Source organism: Curtobacterium sp. RIT-PI-V (genome assembly GCF_025642935.1).
Lineage (GTDB): Bacteria > Actinomycetota > Actinomycetes > Actinomycetales > Microbacteriaceae > Curtobacterium.
Map to the genome: position 1 here is coordinate 116,577 of NZ_JANZKM010000006.1, position 15,864 is coordinate 132,440.

Below are 15,864 nucleotides of genomic sequence, written 5' to 3' on the forward strand. Positions count from 1 at the left end.
GCGCTCCAGCCACTCCAGCCCTCGGCACCGAAGTCCCTCGTGCCGCCGCACCGGCGGTTCTCGGCGGTCCCCGACGCCACCGGCATGTACGACCCGGCGAACGAGAAGGACGCCTGCGGTCTCGCGATGGTCGCGACGCTGCGCGGGACGCCCGGCCACGACATCGTCGACGCTGCACTCGGCGCCCTCCGCAACCTCGAGCACCGCGGTGCCGTCGGTTCGGACGCCGGCACGGGCGACGGCGCGGGCATCCTCTGCCAGGTGCCGGACGAGTTCCTGCGCGCCGTGGTGCCGTTCGACCTGCCGGCGGCGGGGGAGTACGCGGTCGGCACGGCCTACCTGCCCACCGACGAGGGCGACCGGCACGCCGTCAAGGGCGCCGTCGAACGACTGGCGCGCGAAGAGGGCCTGAAGGTCCTCGGCTGGCGCGAAGTCCCGGTGCGTCCCGAGGTGCTCGGCACCCTGGCGCGTGCGGCCATGCCCGCGTTCGAGCAGCTGTTCGTCGCCTCGGTGCGCCACGACGTGCACGGCGCCTCGTGGAGCGGCATCGCCCTGGACCGCCAGACCTACCGGCTGCGCAAGCGCGCCGAGCACGCGAACGACCTGTACTTCATGTCGCTGTCGAGCCGCACCATGGTCTACAAGGGCATGGTCACGACGCTGCAGCTCGAGCCGTTCTACCCGGACCTCAGCGACGACCGCTTTGCGTCGAAGCTCGCGATCGTGCACTCGCGCTACTCGACCAACACGTTCCCGTCGTGGCCGCTCGCCCAGCCCTTCCGGACGATCGCGCACAACGGTGAGATCAACACGGTGCGCGGCAACCGCAACTGGATGCGCGCACGGCAGTCGCAGCTCGAGAGCGAACTGCTCGGCGACGTGGCGCCGCTGCTGCCGATCGTCAGCCCCGGTGCGAGCGACTCGGCGTCGTTCGACGAGGTGCTCGAGCTCCTGACCCTGACCGGCCGGACGCTGCCGCACGCGGTGTCGATGATGGTGCCGGAGGCCTGGGAGAACCAGGTCGGGATGGACCCGGAGCTGCGGGCGTTCTACGAGTACCACTCGATGCTCATGGAGCCGTGGGACGGTCCGGCCGCCATCACCTTCACCGACGGTTCGCTCGTCGGCGCGACCCTCGACCGCAACGGGCTGCGTCCCGGGCGCTTCCTCGTCACCGACGACGGGCTCATCGTCATGGGGTCCGAGACCGGTGTCATCGACGTGCCCGCCGCGAAGGTCGTCCGCAAGGGCCGGCTGCGCCCCGGCCGGATGTTCCTGGTGGACACCGAGGCCGGCCGCATCATCGAGGACGACGAGGTCAAGCAGGGCCTGGCGTCCTCCGGCCCGTGGGGCGAATGGCTCGACGAGGGCCGCATCAACCTGAACGACCTGCCCGACCGCGAGCACATCGTGCACACCCCGGCGTCGGTCACCCGCCGCCAGCGTGCCTTCGGCTACACCGAGGAAGAAGTCCGCATCCTGCTCCGCCCGATGGCGCAGGTGGGCGCGGAGCCCCTCGGTGCGATGGGGTCCGACACCCCGATCGCGGTGCTCTCGCAGCGCCCCCGGCTGCTGTTCGACTACTTCACGCAGCAGTTCGCCCAGGTGACGAACCCGCCGCTCGACTCGATCCGCGAGCAGGTCATCACCTCGATGGGGATGGGCCTCGGTCCGGAGCGCAACCTGCTGTCGGCCGGTCCCGAGCACGCGAAGCAGATCACGCTGGACTTCCCGGTGATCGACAACGACCAGCTCGCCAAGGTGCAGCACTTCGAGACGGAGTCAGGACGGCACCTGACCGTCACGATCAAGGGCCTGTACCGCGTCGACGCCGGCAAGAAGGCGATGCAGAAGCGCATCGCCGCCGTCTGCGATGAGGTCGACGCCGCGATCGAGTCGGGCAAGCAGTTCATCGTGCTGTCGGACCGCGACGGCAACGCCGAGCAGGCGCCCGTGCCGAGCCTGTTGCTGCTCGCCGCAGTGCACCACCACCTGATCCGCACCGAGCAGCGCATGAAGGTCGGCCTGATCGTCGAGGCCGGCGACGTGCGCGAGGTCCACCACGTGGCGTCCCTCATCGGCTACGGCGCGTCGGCGATCAACCCGTACCTCGCGATGGAGACCTGCGAGAACCTGGTCCGTGCCGGCATGATCACCGGGATCACCCCGGAACAGGCCGTCAAGAACGTGATCAAGGCGCTCGGCAAGGGCGTCCTGAAGATCATGTCGAAGATGGGCATCTCGACGGTGTCGAGCTACGCCGGCGCCCAGGCGTTCGAAGCCGTGGGGCTCAGCCAGGAGTTCGTCGACAAGTACTTCACCGGCACGTCGTCGATCCTCGGTGGGGTCGACATCGACGTCATCGCGAAGGAGAACGCCGAGCGGCACGCCCAGGCGTACCCGCAGGACGGCGCGGTCCTGTCCCACGAGCGGCTGCAGACCGGCGGCGAGTACCAGTGGCGTCGCGAAGGCCCCCCGCACCTGTTCAACCCGGACACCGTCTTCCGGCTGCAGCACGCCACCCGTGCCCGCCGCTACGACATCTTCCGTGAGTACTCGAGCGCCGTGGACGACCAGTCCGAGGAGCTCATGACGCTGCGCGGGCTGTTCCGCTTCAAGCACGGGGTCCGGAAGCCCGTCGCGCTCGACGAGGTCGAGTCGATCGAGTCGATCGTCAAGCGCTTCAACACCGGCGCGATGTCGTACGGCTCCATCTCGAAGGAAGCCCACGAGACGCTCGCGATCGCGATGAACCGCCTCGGTGGTCGCTCGAACACGGGTGAGGGCGGCGAGGACGTCGACCGGCTGCTCGACCCCGAGCGCCGCAGTGCGATCAAGCAGGTCGCCTCCGGGCGGTTCGGCGTGACGAGCATGTACCTCACCCACGCCACCGACATCCAGCTGAAGATGGCGCAGGGTGCGAAGCCCGGCGAGGGCGGCCAGCTGCCCCCGCAGAAGGTGTACCCGTGGGTCGCACGCACCCGGCACGCCACCGCCGGGGTCGGCCTCATCTCGCCGCCGCCGCACCACGACATCTACTCGATCGAGGACCTCAAGCAGCTGATCTTCGACGTGAAGCGCGCCAACCCGGCCGCCCGCGTCCACGTGAAGCTCGTGAGCCAGTCCGGCATCGGCGCGGTCGCTGCCGGGGTGACGAAGGCCCTGGCCGACGTCGTGCTCGTGTCCGGGCACGACGGTGGCACGGGTGCGTCCCCGCTCAACTCGCTCAAGCACGCCGGGACCCCGTGGGAGATCGGCCTCGCCGAGACCCAGCAGACGCTCATGCTGAACGGCATGCGCGACCGCGTCGTCGTGCAGGTCGACGGGCAGATGAAGACCGGACGCGACGTCGTCGTGGCAGCCCTGCTCGGCGCCGAGGAGTACGGCTTCGCCACCGCTCCGCTCGTCGTCGAGGGCTGCATCCTGATGCGCGTGTGCCACCTCGACACGTGTCCCGTGGGGGTCGCGACGCAGAACCCCGAGCTCCGCAAGCGCTTCTCCGGCAAGCCCGAGTTCGTCGTGAACTTCTTCGAGTTCATCGCGCAGGAAGTGCGCGAGCTCCTCGCCGAGCTCGGCTTCCGCACCCTCGACGAGGCGATCGGCCGGTCCGACGCCCTCGACGTCGACCGTGCCCTCGAGCACTGGAAGGCATCAGGGCTCGACCTCGCACCGGTCCTCGCGGGTCCGCACTTCGAGGACGCCGAGCCGCGTCGCCACCAGCGCGAGCAGGACCACGAGCTCGAGCAGCACTTCGACGTCGGGCTGATCCAGCAGACCGCCGACGTGCTCGACCACGGTGGTTCGATCGCGCTCGACCTGCCCATCCGCAACACCGAACGCGCGGTCGGCACGATGCTCGGGCACGAGGTCACGAAGCGGCACGGCGAGCACGGGCTGCCCAGCGGCTCGATCGACGTCACGCTGCGCGGTTCCGCCGGGCAGTCGCTCGGCGCGTTCATGCCCGCCGGCATCACCCTGCGACTCATCGGCGACAGCAACGACTACGTCGGCAAGGGCCTGTCCGGTGGCGAGATCATCGTGCGGCCGGACGCCGGCTCGGGCTTCGACCCGGCGGAGAACGTCATCGCCGGCAACGTGATCGGCTACGGCGCGACCCAGGGCAGCATGTTCATCCGCGGGATCGTGGGCGAGCGCTTCCTGGTGCGCAACTCGGGGGCGACCGCGGTGGTCGAGGGTGTGGGCGACCACGCGCTCGAGTACATGACCGGCGGCCTCGCGCTCATCCTGGGCGAGACCGGTCGGAACCTCGGGGCCGGCATGTCCGGCGGCACCGCGTACGTCCGTGGTCTGCGCGAGGAGCACGTCAACACCGACGCCCTCGCGACCGGTGAACTCCGACTCGAGGCGCTCGACAGCGCCGACGTCGCGATCGTCACCGACCTGCTCACCCGGCACGCCGAGGAGACCGGGTCGACGCTCGCGTCCGACCTGCTCGCGTCCGGCGACCTGAGCGACTTCGTCAAGGTGCTGCCGCGCGACTACGCGGCGGTTCTGGAGACCCGTCAGCGCGCCGTCGACGAGGGGCTCGACCCCGACGGCGACGTCGTCTGGAATCGAATCATGGAGGTGACCGGTGGCTGAGCGTCGAGCACGTGTGGAACCGGCAGCGCCCAACACGACCACGGAGGTGACCGGTGGCTGACCCCAAGGGATTCCTCAAGGTCCAGGAACGCGAACTGCCGGCACGGCGCCCCGTGCCCGTCCGGCTCATGGACTGGAAAGAGGTCTACGAGCAGCAGGAGTCCGGCGCCCTCAAGCGCCAGGCCGGCCGCTGCATGGACTGCGGCGTGCCGTTCTGCCACCAGGGCTGCCCCCTCGGCAACCTGATCCCGGAGTGGAACGACCTGACGTGGCGCGGCGAGGGCCGTCAGGCGATCGAGCGACTGCACGCGACGAACAACTTCCCGGAGTTCACGGGCCGGCTGTGCCCCGCTCCGTGTGAGTCCTCGTGCGTGCTCGGCATCAACCAGCCGCCGGTGACGATCAAGCAGGTCGAGGTCTCGATCATCGACGACGCGTTCCAGAACGGCTGGGTCACCCCGCACCCGCCGGAGCGCCTGACGGGCAAGACCGTCGCCGTCGTGGGTTCCGGCCCCGCCGGGCTGGCCGCCGCGCAGCAGCTCACGCGCGCCGGGCACACCGTGGCCGTCTACGAGCGTGACGACCGCATCGGTGGGCTGCTCCGCTACGGGATCCCGGACTTCAAGATGGAGAAGCGCCAGATCGACGCGCGCCTGTCCCAGATGCAGGCCGAGGGCACCCGCTTCCGTGCGGGCGTCGAGATCGGCCGCGACATCACCTGGGACGACCTGAAGTCGCGCTACGACGCGGTCGTCGTCGCCACCGGAGCCACGGTGCCGCGCGACCTGCCGATCCCGGGGCGCGACCTCGAGGGCGTGCACTTCGCGATGGACTACCTGGTGCAGCAGAACAAGGCGAACGCCGGCACCCGGGTCGACAACCAGCTGACCGCCGAGGGCAAGCACGTCGTCGTGATCGGCGGCGGTGACACCGGTGCGGACTGCATCGGCACCGCGCACCGGCAGGGCGCCCTGAGCGTGACGAACCTGGCGATCGGCAAGCAGCCGCCGCTGGAGCGTCCGTCCGAGCAGCCGTGGCCGATGTTCCCGACCGTCTTCGAGGTCACGAGCGCCCACGAAGAGGGCGGCGAGCGGCACTTCCTCGCCTCGACCGTCGAGTTCCTGGCGAACGAGGCCGGCGAGGTCCGTGCGCTCCGCGTCGCCGAGACCGAGTACCTCGACGGCCGTCGCGTGCCGAAGGCCGGCTCCGAGCGTGAGATCCCCGCAGACCTCGTCCTCGTCGCCATGGGCTTCACCGGTCCGGAAGCCGACACGATCGAGCCCCAGCTCGGTCTGCCGACGACGGTGTCCGGTGCGCTCGACCGCCGCGCCGACTACACGACGAACAAGGCGGGCGTGTTCGTCGCCGGTGACGCCGGCCGCGGGCAGTCCCTGATCGTCTGGGCGATCGCCGAGGGCCGTGCCGCGGCGGCGAAGGTCGACGAGTACCTCGAGGGCTCGACGATCCTGCCGGCGCCGGTGAAGGCGACCGACCGCGCGATCTCGGTCTGAGACGACCGATCACCGCATGACCAGCCACCACCAGATGCTCACCCCCCGGTGAGCGAGGGGCCACCAGCACTCGATAAGGTGCTGGTGGCCTCGCTTCGTTCCGCGCGGCCCCACAGCGCGGAAACCAGAGCATCACCCACCACCACGAAGGAATCCATTGAGACGCGCAAAGATCGTTTCGACGCTCGGACCGGCAACGTCGGACTACGAGACCGTCAAGGAGATCATCGAAGCGGGCGTCGACGTCGCCCGACTCAACCTCAGCCACGGTGACTACAGCGTCCACGAGGCCAACTACGTGAACGTCCGTCGCGCTGCCGAGGAGCTCGGCAAGCCGGTCGCGATCCTCGTCGACCTGCAGGGTCCGAAGATCCGTCTGGCCAAGTTCGCCGACGGCCCGCACGACCTGGCGGTCGGCGACGTCTTCACGATCACGACCGAGGACGTCCCCGGCTCCAAGGAGATCTGCGGCACGACGTTCAAGGGCCTGCCCCAGGACGTCAAGCCCGGCGACCCGCTGCTCATCGACGACGGTCGGGTCCGCCTGCGCGTGCTCGACACCGACGGCGTCCGCGTGCGCACCGAGGTCGTCGTCGGCGGCACGGTGTCGAACAACAAGGGCATCAACCTGCCCGGCGTCGCCGTCAACGTACCCGCGCTGAGCGAGAAGGACGAGGCGGACCTCCGCTGGGCGATCCGTCAGGGCGCCGACCTCATCGCGCTGTCGTTCGTGCGCAACGCCGCCGACGTCGACCGCGCCCACGAGATCATGGACGAGGAGGGCAAGCGCCTGCCCGTCATCGCCAAGGTCGAGAAGCCGCAGGCCGTCGACGCGCTCGAGGAGATCATCGACGCGTTCGACAGCATCATGGTCGCCCGCGGTGACCTGGGCGTCGAGCTGCCGCTCGAGGCCGTCCCGATCGTGCAGAAGCGCGCCGTCGAGCTGTCCCGCCGCATGGCGAAGCCGGTCATCGTCGCGACGCAGATGCTCGAGTCGATGATCTCGTCACCGATCCCGACCCGCGCCGAGACCTCCGACGTCGCGAACGCCGTCCTCGACGGTGCGGATGCGGTCATGCTCTCGGGCGAGACCAGCGTCGGCGAGTACCCGGTGCAGACCGTCCGCACGATGGCCCGCATCGTCGAGTCGACCGAGGACCACGGTCTCGAGCGCATCGCGCCGCTCGGCACCAAGCCGCGCACCCTCGGCGGTGCGATCACGCTCGCCGCGGTCGAGATCGCGGAGTTCACCGAGGCGTCGTACCTCTGCGTGTTCACCGAGTCCGGCGACTCGGCGCGCCGCATGTCGCGGCTGCGCCACGGCCTGCCGATCATCGCCTTCACCCCGAACGAGGCCACGCGTCGCCGCATGGCGCTCACCTGGGGCGTCCGCTCGTTCCTGGTCGAGCGCAAGACCCACACCGACGAGCTCTTCTCGCAGGTGGACGACGTCCTGCTCGAGAACGGTCTGGCCGCCCCCGGCGACCGCGTCATCGTGACGGCCGGCTCGCCTCCCGGGATCGAGGGCTCGACGAACGACCTGCGCGTGCACCGGGTGGGCGATGCCCACGCCGAGGCCGCTCCGGCGTACGTGCGGGATTGATCCGCAGGATCCCGACGCCGACAGGGCGCGGACGGGAGGCACGGCGCACGAACACGCGTCGCCTCCGGTCCGCGCCCTGCCGTGTCTCCACGGCCCTGGTGGCGACCACCGACCGGCCGCAGGCGGCAGGATGGCTGCTGTGAGCCTCCCGACCGAACACCCGGCGCCGCGCGCCGACGTCCGCCGCTGGCGCCGTTACCTGGCCGACGAACGCGCCGAGGGCGCGGTGTACCGCAACCTGGCCGCTCGGCGGTCCGGTGAGGAACGCGAGATCCTGGCCGCGCTGGCCGAGGCCGAGGGGCGGCACGAGCAGCACTGGCTCGACCTGCTCGGTGACGACGTCGGGCGTCCGCAGCGGGGCAGCCTGCGCACGCGGGTCCTCGCGACGCTGGCGAAGCGCTTCGGGTCGGTGTTCGTCCTCGCGTTGATGCAGCGGGCCGAGGACCGCTCGCCGTACGCCGACGACGACGATGCGACGGCGAGCATGGCGGCCGACGAGCGCATCCACGGCGAGGTGGTGCGCGGGCTCGCGAACCGTGGTCGGATGCGCTTGTCCGGCACGTTCCGCGCGGCGGTCTTCGGCGCCAACGACGGACTCGTGTCGAACCTGGCCCTCATCATCGGCATCAGCGCGTCGGGTGCCGACCGGCACTTCGTGCTGCTGAGCGGCATCGCGGGCCTGCTCGCCGGCGCCCTGTCGATGGGTGCGGGGGAGTACGTCTCCGTCCGGTCGCAGCGCGAACTGCTCGAGGCCTCCGCACCGCACCCCGAGGCAGGACGCGCCGTGGCGGACCTCGACGTCGACGCGAACGAGCTGGCCCTGGTGTACCGCGCCCGCGGGATGTCCGAGGCCGAGGCGACCGAGCACGCGGCGCAGGTGCTGTCCGGCATCGGTGAGCGACACCCGTCGACCGGTCCGGTCACCGTCACCGACGACCACGAGGCGGTGGGAAACGGCCTGAGTGCCGCGGTGTCGAGCTTCCTGTTCTTCGCGTCGGGAGCGATCATCCCGGTCGTGCCGTTCCTGTTCAGCATGCAGGGGTGGGCGGCGATCGCGGTCGCCGGCACGCTCGTCGGCCTCGCCCTGCTCGGCACCGGTGCGGTCGTCGGCGTGCTGAGCGGGGCGTCGCCGGGCAAGCGGGCGTTCCGGCAGCTGGCGATCGGCTTCGGCGCAGCGGTCGTGACCTACGCGCTCGGGCTGCTGTTCGGCACCGGGGCCGCCTGACGCCTACCGTCGGACGGCGGCTCGTGGCGGCAGGAGCAGCAGGGCCGCGGCGCCGACGACGATGAGGGCGATGCCGGCGAAGACCATGAACACGGTGAGCGCGAGGCCGGGTGCGACGAGCACGACGACGCCGCCGAGGATCGACAGGACGCCGCTCACCAGGGTCGGCACCCGGGACGACCCGGGGTGGCCGACGAAGCCGCCGACGATCGACACGATGCCCTCGATCACGAAGCCGACCCCGGCGAGCACGGCGTAGACGACCAGGGGGATCGCCGGGTCGAGCAGCGCGACGAGTCCGGCGACCGCGACGATCGCGCCGACGATCCCGGAGGTCCACCGCCACACCGTCGGCGTCCCGTGCCCGCGCGCCGCAGCCACGACCCGCAGGGCGCCGGCGACGACGAGGTACACGCCGAACAGCAGCGCCACGAGGACGAGCGACGGCCGGGGCCACACGATGGCGACGATCCCCAGGGCGATCGCGACGACCGCCGTGACGACGACGAACACCCGGAACGTGCGGACGGCACGAGAATCCACGGACACTCCTCCCGATCGGACCCGCTGGAGTCCCGAACGCTACCCGGCCGACGGCGAGTCCGTGCGGTCCTCGGACCCGAGCGGGCGTGAGCCCGTGCAACCGGATGCAACCCCCGCGGCCGTACGGTGCGAGCAGCACGCGAACCGTGCGTGCCCCGACAGCGTCGTCGAAAGGCCACCACCATGACCATCGCACCATCGCCCACCAGCTACGCCGCACCCGGCGAACCGGGCTCCCTCGTGCAGTACCGATCGCGGTACGACCACTTCATCGGCGGCGAGTACGTCCCGTCGGCGAGCGGGCAGTACTTCGAGAACCCCACCCCCGTCACCGGCAAGGTCTTCACCGAGGTCGCACGCGGTGACTCCACCGACGTCGACCGTGCGGTGGCGGCGGGCTGGAAGGCGTTCCCGACCTGGGGGCGGACGAGCGCCGCCGAGCGCGCGGTCATCCTCAACAAGATCGCCGACCGCATGGAGGAGCACCTCGAGATGCTCGCCGTCGCCGAGACGTGGGAGAACGGCAAGCCGATCCGCGAGACCCTCGGCGCCGACATCCCGCTCGCGATCGACCACTTCCGGTACTTCGCCGGAGCGATCCGCGCGCAGGAGGGCTCGGCCGGCGAGATCGACCACGACACCGTGGCCTACCACTTCCACGAACCGCTCGGCGTGGTCGGACAGATCATCCCCTGGAACTTCCCGATCCTGATGGCCGTGTGGAAGCTGGCGCCAGCCCTGGCGGCGGGAAACTGCGTCGTGCTGAAGCCCGCCGAGCAGACCCCGGCGTCCATCCACGTGCTCGTCGAGCTCATCCGCGACCTCCTGCCCGCCGGCGTGCTCAACGTCGTCAACGGCTTCGGCATCGAGGTCGGCGCACCCCTTGCGCAGCACCCGGACATCCGGAAGATCGCGTTCACCGGCGAGACCACCACCGGTCGGCTGATCATGCAGTACGCCTCGCAGAGCCTCATCCCGGTGACGCTCGAGCTCGGCGGCAAGAGCCCGAACGTGTTCTTCCCCGACGTCGCCGCCGAGAAGGACTCGTTCTACGACAAGGCGCTCGAGGGCTTCACCTTCTTCAACCTCAACCAGGGCGAGGTCTGCACGTGTCCGTCCCGGGCGCTCGTGGCGAAGGAGATCTACGACGGGTTCGTCGCCGACGGCCTCGACCGGGTGCGCGCCGTCAAGCAGGGCCACCCGCTCGACCTGTCCACGATGATCGGCGCCCAGGCGTCCAACGACCAGCTCGAGAAGATCCTGAGCTACATCGACATCGGCAAGCAGGAGGGCGCGAAGCTGCTCACGGGTGGCGAGCGCGCGGACCTCGGCGGGGAGCTCTCCGGCGGGTACTACGTCACGCCGACGGTGTTCGAGGGCGTCAACTCGATGCGGATCTTCCAGGAGGAGATCTTCGGTCCCGTCCTCGCGCTGACGTCCTTCAGCGGCTACGACGACGCGATCGCCACGGCCAACGACACCCTCTACGGACTCGGTGCCGGTGTGTGGAGTCGCGAGGCCACGACGCTGTACCGCGCCGGCCGTGACATCCAGGCCGGACGCGTGTGGTCGAACACGTACCACCAGTACCCGGCCGGTGCGGCGTTCGGTGGGTACAAGCAGTCCGGCATCGGGCGCGAGAACCACAAGATGATGCTCGACCACTACCAGCAGACGAAGAACCTGCTCGTGTCCTACGCCGACGGTCCGATGGGCTTCTTCTGATGCCCGACACCGCACGCGTGGCGGTCACGCCGGCGGCGGGGGAGCTCCTGCGCACCCTCGCCGCCCGGCACGGCCCGCTGATGTTCCACCAGTCGGGCGGCTGCTGCGACGGGTCGAGCCCGATGTGCTACCCCGTCGGCATGTTCCGGACCGGCTCCGGCGACGTGCTGTTGGGGGCACTCGAGGTCGACGGCATCGACCCCGTCGAGGTGTACATGTCGGTGTCGCAGTTCGAGTACTGGAAGTACACGCACCTCACGATCGACGTCGTCGACGGTCGCGGTGGTGGGTTCTCGGTCGAGAGCCCCGAGGGCAAGCGGTTCCTGACCCGGTCGCGGATGTTCGACGACGCCGAGCTGGCCGATCTCGGCCTGGTCCCGGTCGCGCACCGGACGTAGGCTGGCCGTACTCGTCGCGACGGTGCGGCGGGTGGGGCCGATCGGAGGACGCATGCGCGCACCCGACCGGCTCCGCCCGCTCGTCGCCGCGTCCTGGCGGCGGTCTGCGGCGGTCGACCCGGACGGGCTCCCCGCGCTGGCGCTCGGAGACGACGAGCTCGACGCCGCTCGCCGGGACGGTCCCCTCGCCACCCTGCTGCCCGTCGTCCGGCACCTGCTGCTCGACGACACCCGGTCCGCCGGATGCGTCCTGGCCGTCGGCGACGCCTCCGGTCGGTTGGTGTGGGTCGACGGCGCGCGGACGGCCCGACGTGCTGCCGAGGACATGGGCTTCGTCCCCGGGGCCGACTGGGCCGAGGACCGCGTCGGCACGAGCGCGCCCGGTACCGCCCTGCGGCTCGACCGGCCGGTGCAGATCCGCTCGGACGAGCACTACGCCAACGCCGTCAAGCCGTGGTCGTGCACCGCCGTGCCCGTGCACGATGCCCACGGGACCACCGTCGGTGTGCTCGACCTGACGGGTGACGACCGGGCCGTCGAACGGCACACCCTCTCACTGCTCGCGGCCACGGTCGCCGCTGCCGAAGCGCAGCTCGCCCTGGCCGCGAGCCGGGTGCCGGGGTCCGCCGCGTCGACGCCGCGCGCGCTCGTCGCAGAGCTGTCGGTCCTCGGCACCGACACCGCCGTCCTGCGCGTCCACGACCGCCGGGTCCACCTGTCCGCGCGCCACTCCGAGCTCCTGGTCGTCCTCGCCGCCCACCCCGACGGGTTGGCGGCCGCCGACCTCGCGCACGCCGTGTACGGCGACGCCGGCGCCGTCGTGACGCTGCGCGCCGAGGTGGTGCGGCTCCGACGGGTCCTCGCGGAGCACGCGTCGGGCGTGACCGTGACGTCGCGACCGTACCGGGTGACCGGGATGGCGACCGACGTCGACACCGTGCTGTCCGCGCTCGACCGCGGGGCGCGCCTCCAGGCCGTCGACCGCTACACCGGACCCGTCCTGCCGGGGTCGGCTGCGCCGGGGGTGGACGCCGTGCGCGACCTGGTGCGCGGTCGGTTCCGTGAGTCGGTCGTCGCCGACGGCAGCGTCGAGGCGCTGCTCGCGTGGGCGCGGACGCCGGACGGGGCGGCGGACGCGCGCGTGCTCCGCGCGCTGCTCGCGGTCCTGCCGCGGCGGTCGCCGCGACGGGCTGGTCTCGTGGCGGCGATCGAGGCGCTCGAGGGTCCCTGAGTCGGTCGGGACGACCCGGCCTGGAGGCACGCCCCGCGCGGTCGGGACCGCCGACGGCGCGCGCCTCCCGGCCTGGTGATCAGGAACCGGAGGTCGGCGCCGGCGTGGTGGTCGCGTCGGGCACCGGCGGGGTGGACGACGCGCCCGTGCCCTCCGCACGGTCCTTCGGCGGAGTGGGTGCGGTGGGCTTCGTGCCGTCCTTCGGTGGGGTGGGTGCCTTCCCCTCGTCGCCCTTCGGCGGCGCGGGCATCGTCGCGGGACCGCCGGCCTTCGGCAGCGCAGTGCAGCCGGGCGCCGTCGCGGGGCCACCCTCGGGCGGTGCGGGCACCGTCGCGGTGTCGCCGTCCGACGGAACAGGGGCCGGTGTGGTCGCGCCGGTCGGTGCTCCGCTCGGTGCTCCGCTCGGCGCGCCCGTCGGCGTGCTCGGCGCCGGGGTGGTCGTCGCGGCGTTCGCCGTGGCGATGCCGAACCCGCCGAGCACCAGGACCGCGGCCGCGGCCGTGCCGATGCCGACCCGTCGCAGGAGGGCACCGCGTCGCGGGGTGGCCGTGGTGGTCGAGTCGTCTCGTTCGTCGAGCATGGGGGATCCGTTCCGTGTCCGGGCGGATCCGGGTGCGCGGCTGGAGACGACGCTCGAGTCCGAATCTGAAGCATGCCTGAAGCACAGGGGTTCTCCAGCGTCCTCCATGCTCGGTGGCCGCCGGAGCGCCCTACGGTGTCCGCCGTGCCTGTTCCCGCTCGAATCCTGGTCGTCGACGACGACGACTCCATCCGGACCTCCGTCGCGACGACCCTGCGTGCCGAGGGCTTCACCGTCGCCGAGGCGTCCGACGGACGCGACCTCGTCGAGGACCTCCGCCGCGCCGCGCCCGACCTCGTCCTGCTGGACTGGATGCTGCCCGGGCCGAGCGGCATCGTGCTCGCCGGCCGGGTGCACTCCACATCGGACGCCGCCGTCGTGATGATGACCGCGCGGGACGAGCTCGACGAGCGGTTGCGCGGGTTCGCCGAGGGCGCCGACGACTACGTGGTGAAGCCGTTCGCGATGGCCGAGCTGGTGGCGCGCGTGACGGCGGTGCTCCGGCGGCGCGGGCGGATCCCGTCGGTCGTCGAGGTCGGCGACCTCGTCCTCGACCCGGACGCCGCCACCGCTCGGCGTGCCGGGGTCCTGCTCGACCTCACCGCGACCGAGTTCCGCCTGCTGCGGTTCCTCGCCGAGAGCCGCGGCCGCACCGTGTCGAAGGGGCAGATCACGACGCAGGTGTGGGGCTACGACGACGTCGCGGCGAACGTCGTCGAGGTCCACCTCAGCGCCCTCCGACGGAAGATGGAGGCACACGGGCCGCGGCTCGTGCACACCGTCCGCGGCATCGGGTACCGGCTGAGCGACGAGCGGACGGCAGCGTGACGGCCGACAGCGGCCCGCTCCGCACGACCTCGTTGCGGCTCCGCACCGTCGTCGCGATCGTGGTCCTGCTCGCCGTGCTGCTCGCCGGACTGGCGGTCGCCGTCGAGGTGCTGCTCGGCATCCGATTACGCGCCCAGGCCGAGGACCGGCTCCGCGACCGCGCATCTGCCGCTGCCGCACTCGTCGGGACCGTCGACGCCGAGGACCTCGCCGACCGGCTCTCCGCGCAGGGCCTGTCGGTGCGCATCGTGAGGCCGGACGGCGGGGCCGTCGAGGCTGGTCCGACGCCGGACCAGCTGCGGACGGGCCCGCCGGAACCGGGCGGCCTGCCGGCGACGGTGCCGCGGGGCAGCGGGCTCGTCGGCGGGACGACGCCCACGGCCGCGGCGACGCCCACGACCACCGAGGACGGCGCCACGGTCACGTCGTCGTCCGCGCGCGAGGACGACGGGGTGCTCACCCTCGTGAGCCGACTCGACGACGGCACGCGCATCACCCTGACCGCCGGGACCCGCGACGTGCAGGACACCCTGGTGCAGCTCGGCTGGGTGATGGGCGGTGCCTCCGCGGCGTTCCTCGGTGTCGCCGTCCTCGGGGTGGTGCTCGTCGTCCGGCGATCCCTGCGGCCGCTCGACGAGATGGCGACGACCGCGCGGTCGATCGCGGGCGGCGATCGCGGACGGCGCCTCCGGCCCTCGCGGCAGGACACCGAGATCGGCCGCGTCGCCGTCGCCCTGGACGAGATGCTCGATGCCGTCGAGGGCGCGGAGCGCGAGGCCGTCGCCGCGGAGGCACGGGTCCGCTCGTTCCTCTCCGACGCAGCGCACGAGCTGCGGACGCCGGTGGCCGGGGTCCGGGCAGCGGCCGACACCCTCGTGCGCGACGGTGGCGGCGACGTCGCCACGCGTGAGGTGCTCGCCGTGCACGTCGTCCGCCAGGCCGACCGAGCCGCACGGCTCATCGAGGACATGCTCACGATGGCCCGGCTCGACCGCGGGATCGAACTCGACCGACGACCGGTGGACCTCGGCGCCTTCCTCGTGGCGGAGGGCGATCGGCTGCGGTTGCGGCTGCCGTCCGTCGCGCTCGAGGTCGTGGTGCCCGAGCGGCCCGTGTGCGCCGACGTCGACGCCGAGCGGCTCGCCCAGGTCGTCGGCAACCTCGTCGACAACGCCGCCCGCGCTGCCGGACCCGCGGGCCGGATCGTCGTCTCCCTCGACGACCGGGGAGCGGGCCCCGTGGTCCGGGTGGAGGACGACGGTCCGGGCATCCCGGCCCAGGACCGCGCGCGGGTGTTCGACCGACTCGTCCGGCTCGAGGCCGCTCGCGACGCCCGTTCCGGCGGGGCCGGACTGGGACTGCCGATCGCACGCGGCATCGCCGAGGCGCACGGCGGGTCCCTGCAGCACGCCGACGACCGCGAAGGCGGCGAGGGCGACGTGCTCGGCGGTGCGGTGTTCGAGCTGCGGTTGCCGGCGGCGGTCGAGGGGCGGGGGTCCTGCTAGCCTGGAGGCCTCGCGAGTGTGGTGGAATCGGCAGACACGGGGCACTCAAAATGCTCTGCCTCACGGCGTGCGGGTTCAAGTCCCGCCACTCGTACAAGGCAGGCTCACGGCGT

At 71.8% G+C, this 15,864-nt stretch carries 11 protein-coding genes and 1 tRNA gene; 10 read left to right on the forward strand and 2 right to left on the reverse strand.

Annotated elements, in window-relative coordinates; all coding sequences use genetic code 11:
* Positions 1–84 precede the first annotated feature (84 nt).
* The 4 genes from gltB to OGL88_RS06495 all read left to right on the forward strand — a co-directional run bounded on the left by gltB (position 85) and on the right by OGL88_RS06495 (position 8,941).
* Complete coding sequence (gltB, locus tag OGL88_RS06480) at positions 85–4,602, forward strand: glutamate synthase large subunit (protein WP_263090690.1); 4,518 nt, start codon at positions 85–87, stop codon at positions 4,600–4,602.
* Positions 4,603–4,655: 53 nt separating this feature from the next.
* Positions 4,656–6,113 carry a glutamate synthase subunit beta gene (locus OGL88_RS06485; protein ID WP_263090664.1) on the forward strand — a complete coding sequence of 486 codons (1,458 nt, stop codon included), beginning with the start codon at positions 4,656–4,658 and terminating at the stop codon, positions 6,111–6,113.
* A gap of 157 nt (positions 6,114–6,270) precedes the next feature.
* Positions 6,271–7,716, forward strand: coding sequence for a pyruvate kinase (gene pyk, locus OGL88_RS06490; RefSeq protein ID WP_111083936.1), 1,446 nt, complete (start codon positions 6,271–6,273; stop codon positions 7,714–7,716).
* 130 nt (positions 7,717–7,846) lie between these two features.
* Positions 7,847–8,941: a VIT1/CCC1 transporter family protein gene (locus tag OGL88_RS06495; protein ID WP_263090666.1), complete on the forward strand. Its 1,095-nt coding sequence runs from the start codon at positions 7,847–7,849 to the stop codon at positions 8,939–8,941.
* Positions 8,942–8,944: 3 nt separating this feature from the next.
* Here OGL88_RS06495 and OGL88_RS06500 read toward each other — a convergent pair whose 3' ends face one another.
* A complete protein-coding gene (locus OGL88_RS06500) occupies positions 8,945–9,484 on the reverse strand; it encodes an HdeD family acid-resistance protein (RefSeq protein ID WP_263090667.1) in 540 nt (179 codons plus the stop codon).
* A 183-nt stretch (positions 9,485–9,667) separates the two neighbouring features.
* Here OGL88_RS06500 and exaC point away from each other — a divergent pair, with 183 nt between their 5' ends.
* Genes exaC through OGL88_RS06515 form a run of 3 tightly spaced genes read left to right on the forward strand, consistent with a single transcriptional unit; the run spans position 9,668 to position 12,838 of the window.
* Complete coding sequence (gene exaC / locus OGL88_RS06505) at positions 9,668–11,209, forward strand: acetaldehyde dehydrogenase ExaC (RefSeq protein ID WP_123294335.1); 1,542 nt, start codon at positions 9,668–9,670, stop codon at positions 11,207–11,209.
* Entirely contained in the window at positions 11,209–11,607 is a 399-nt protein-coding gene (locus OGL88_RS06510) for a DUF779 domain-containing protein (protein WP_111083940.1), read from the forward strand. Before exaC ends, OGL88_RS06510 begins: the two co-directional genes overlap by 1 nt.
* 52 nt (positions 11,608–11,659) lie before the next feature.
* Positions 11,660–12,838, forward strand: coding sequence for a GAF domain-containing protein (locus OGL88_RS06515; protein ID WP_263090671.1), 1,179 nt, complete (start codon positions 11,660–11,662; stop codon positions 12,836–12,838).
* Between the two features lie 79 nt (positions 12,839–12,917).
* Here OGL88_RS06515 and OGL88_RS06520 read toward each other — a convergent pair whose 3' ends face one another.
* Entirely contained in the window at positions 12,918–13,418 is a 501-nt protein-coding gene (locus tag OGL88_RS06520) for a hypothetical protein (protein ID WP_263090672.1), read from the reverse strand.
* A gap of 144 nt (positions 13,419–13,562) precedes the next feature.
* Between OGL88_RS06520 and OGL88_RS06525 the strand changes: the two genes are divergently transcribed.
* The 3 genes from OGL88_RS06525 to OGL88_RS06535 all read left to right on the forward strand — a co-directional run bounded on the left by OGL88_RS06525 (position 13,563) and on the right by OGL88_RS06535 (position 15,845).
* Complete coding sequence (locus tag OGL88_RS06525) at positions 13,563–14,246, forward strand: response regulator (RefSeq protein WP_263090673.1); 684 nt, start codon at positions 13,563–13,565, stop codon at positions 14,244–14,246.
* Positions 14,243–15,751, forward strand: a complete 1,509-nt coding sequence (locus tag OGL88_RS06530; RefSeq protein WP_263090674.1) for a HAMP domain-containing sensor histidine kinase — start codon at positions 14,243–14,245, stop codon at positions 15,749–15,751. Before OGL88_RS06525 ends, OGL88_RS06530 begins: the two co-directional genes overlap by 4 nt.
* Positions 15,752–15,763: 12 nt before the next feature.
* A tRNA-Leu gene (locus OGL88_RS06535) sits at positions 15,764–15,845 on the forward strand.
* Positions 15,846–15,864: the final 19 nt, after the last annotated feature.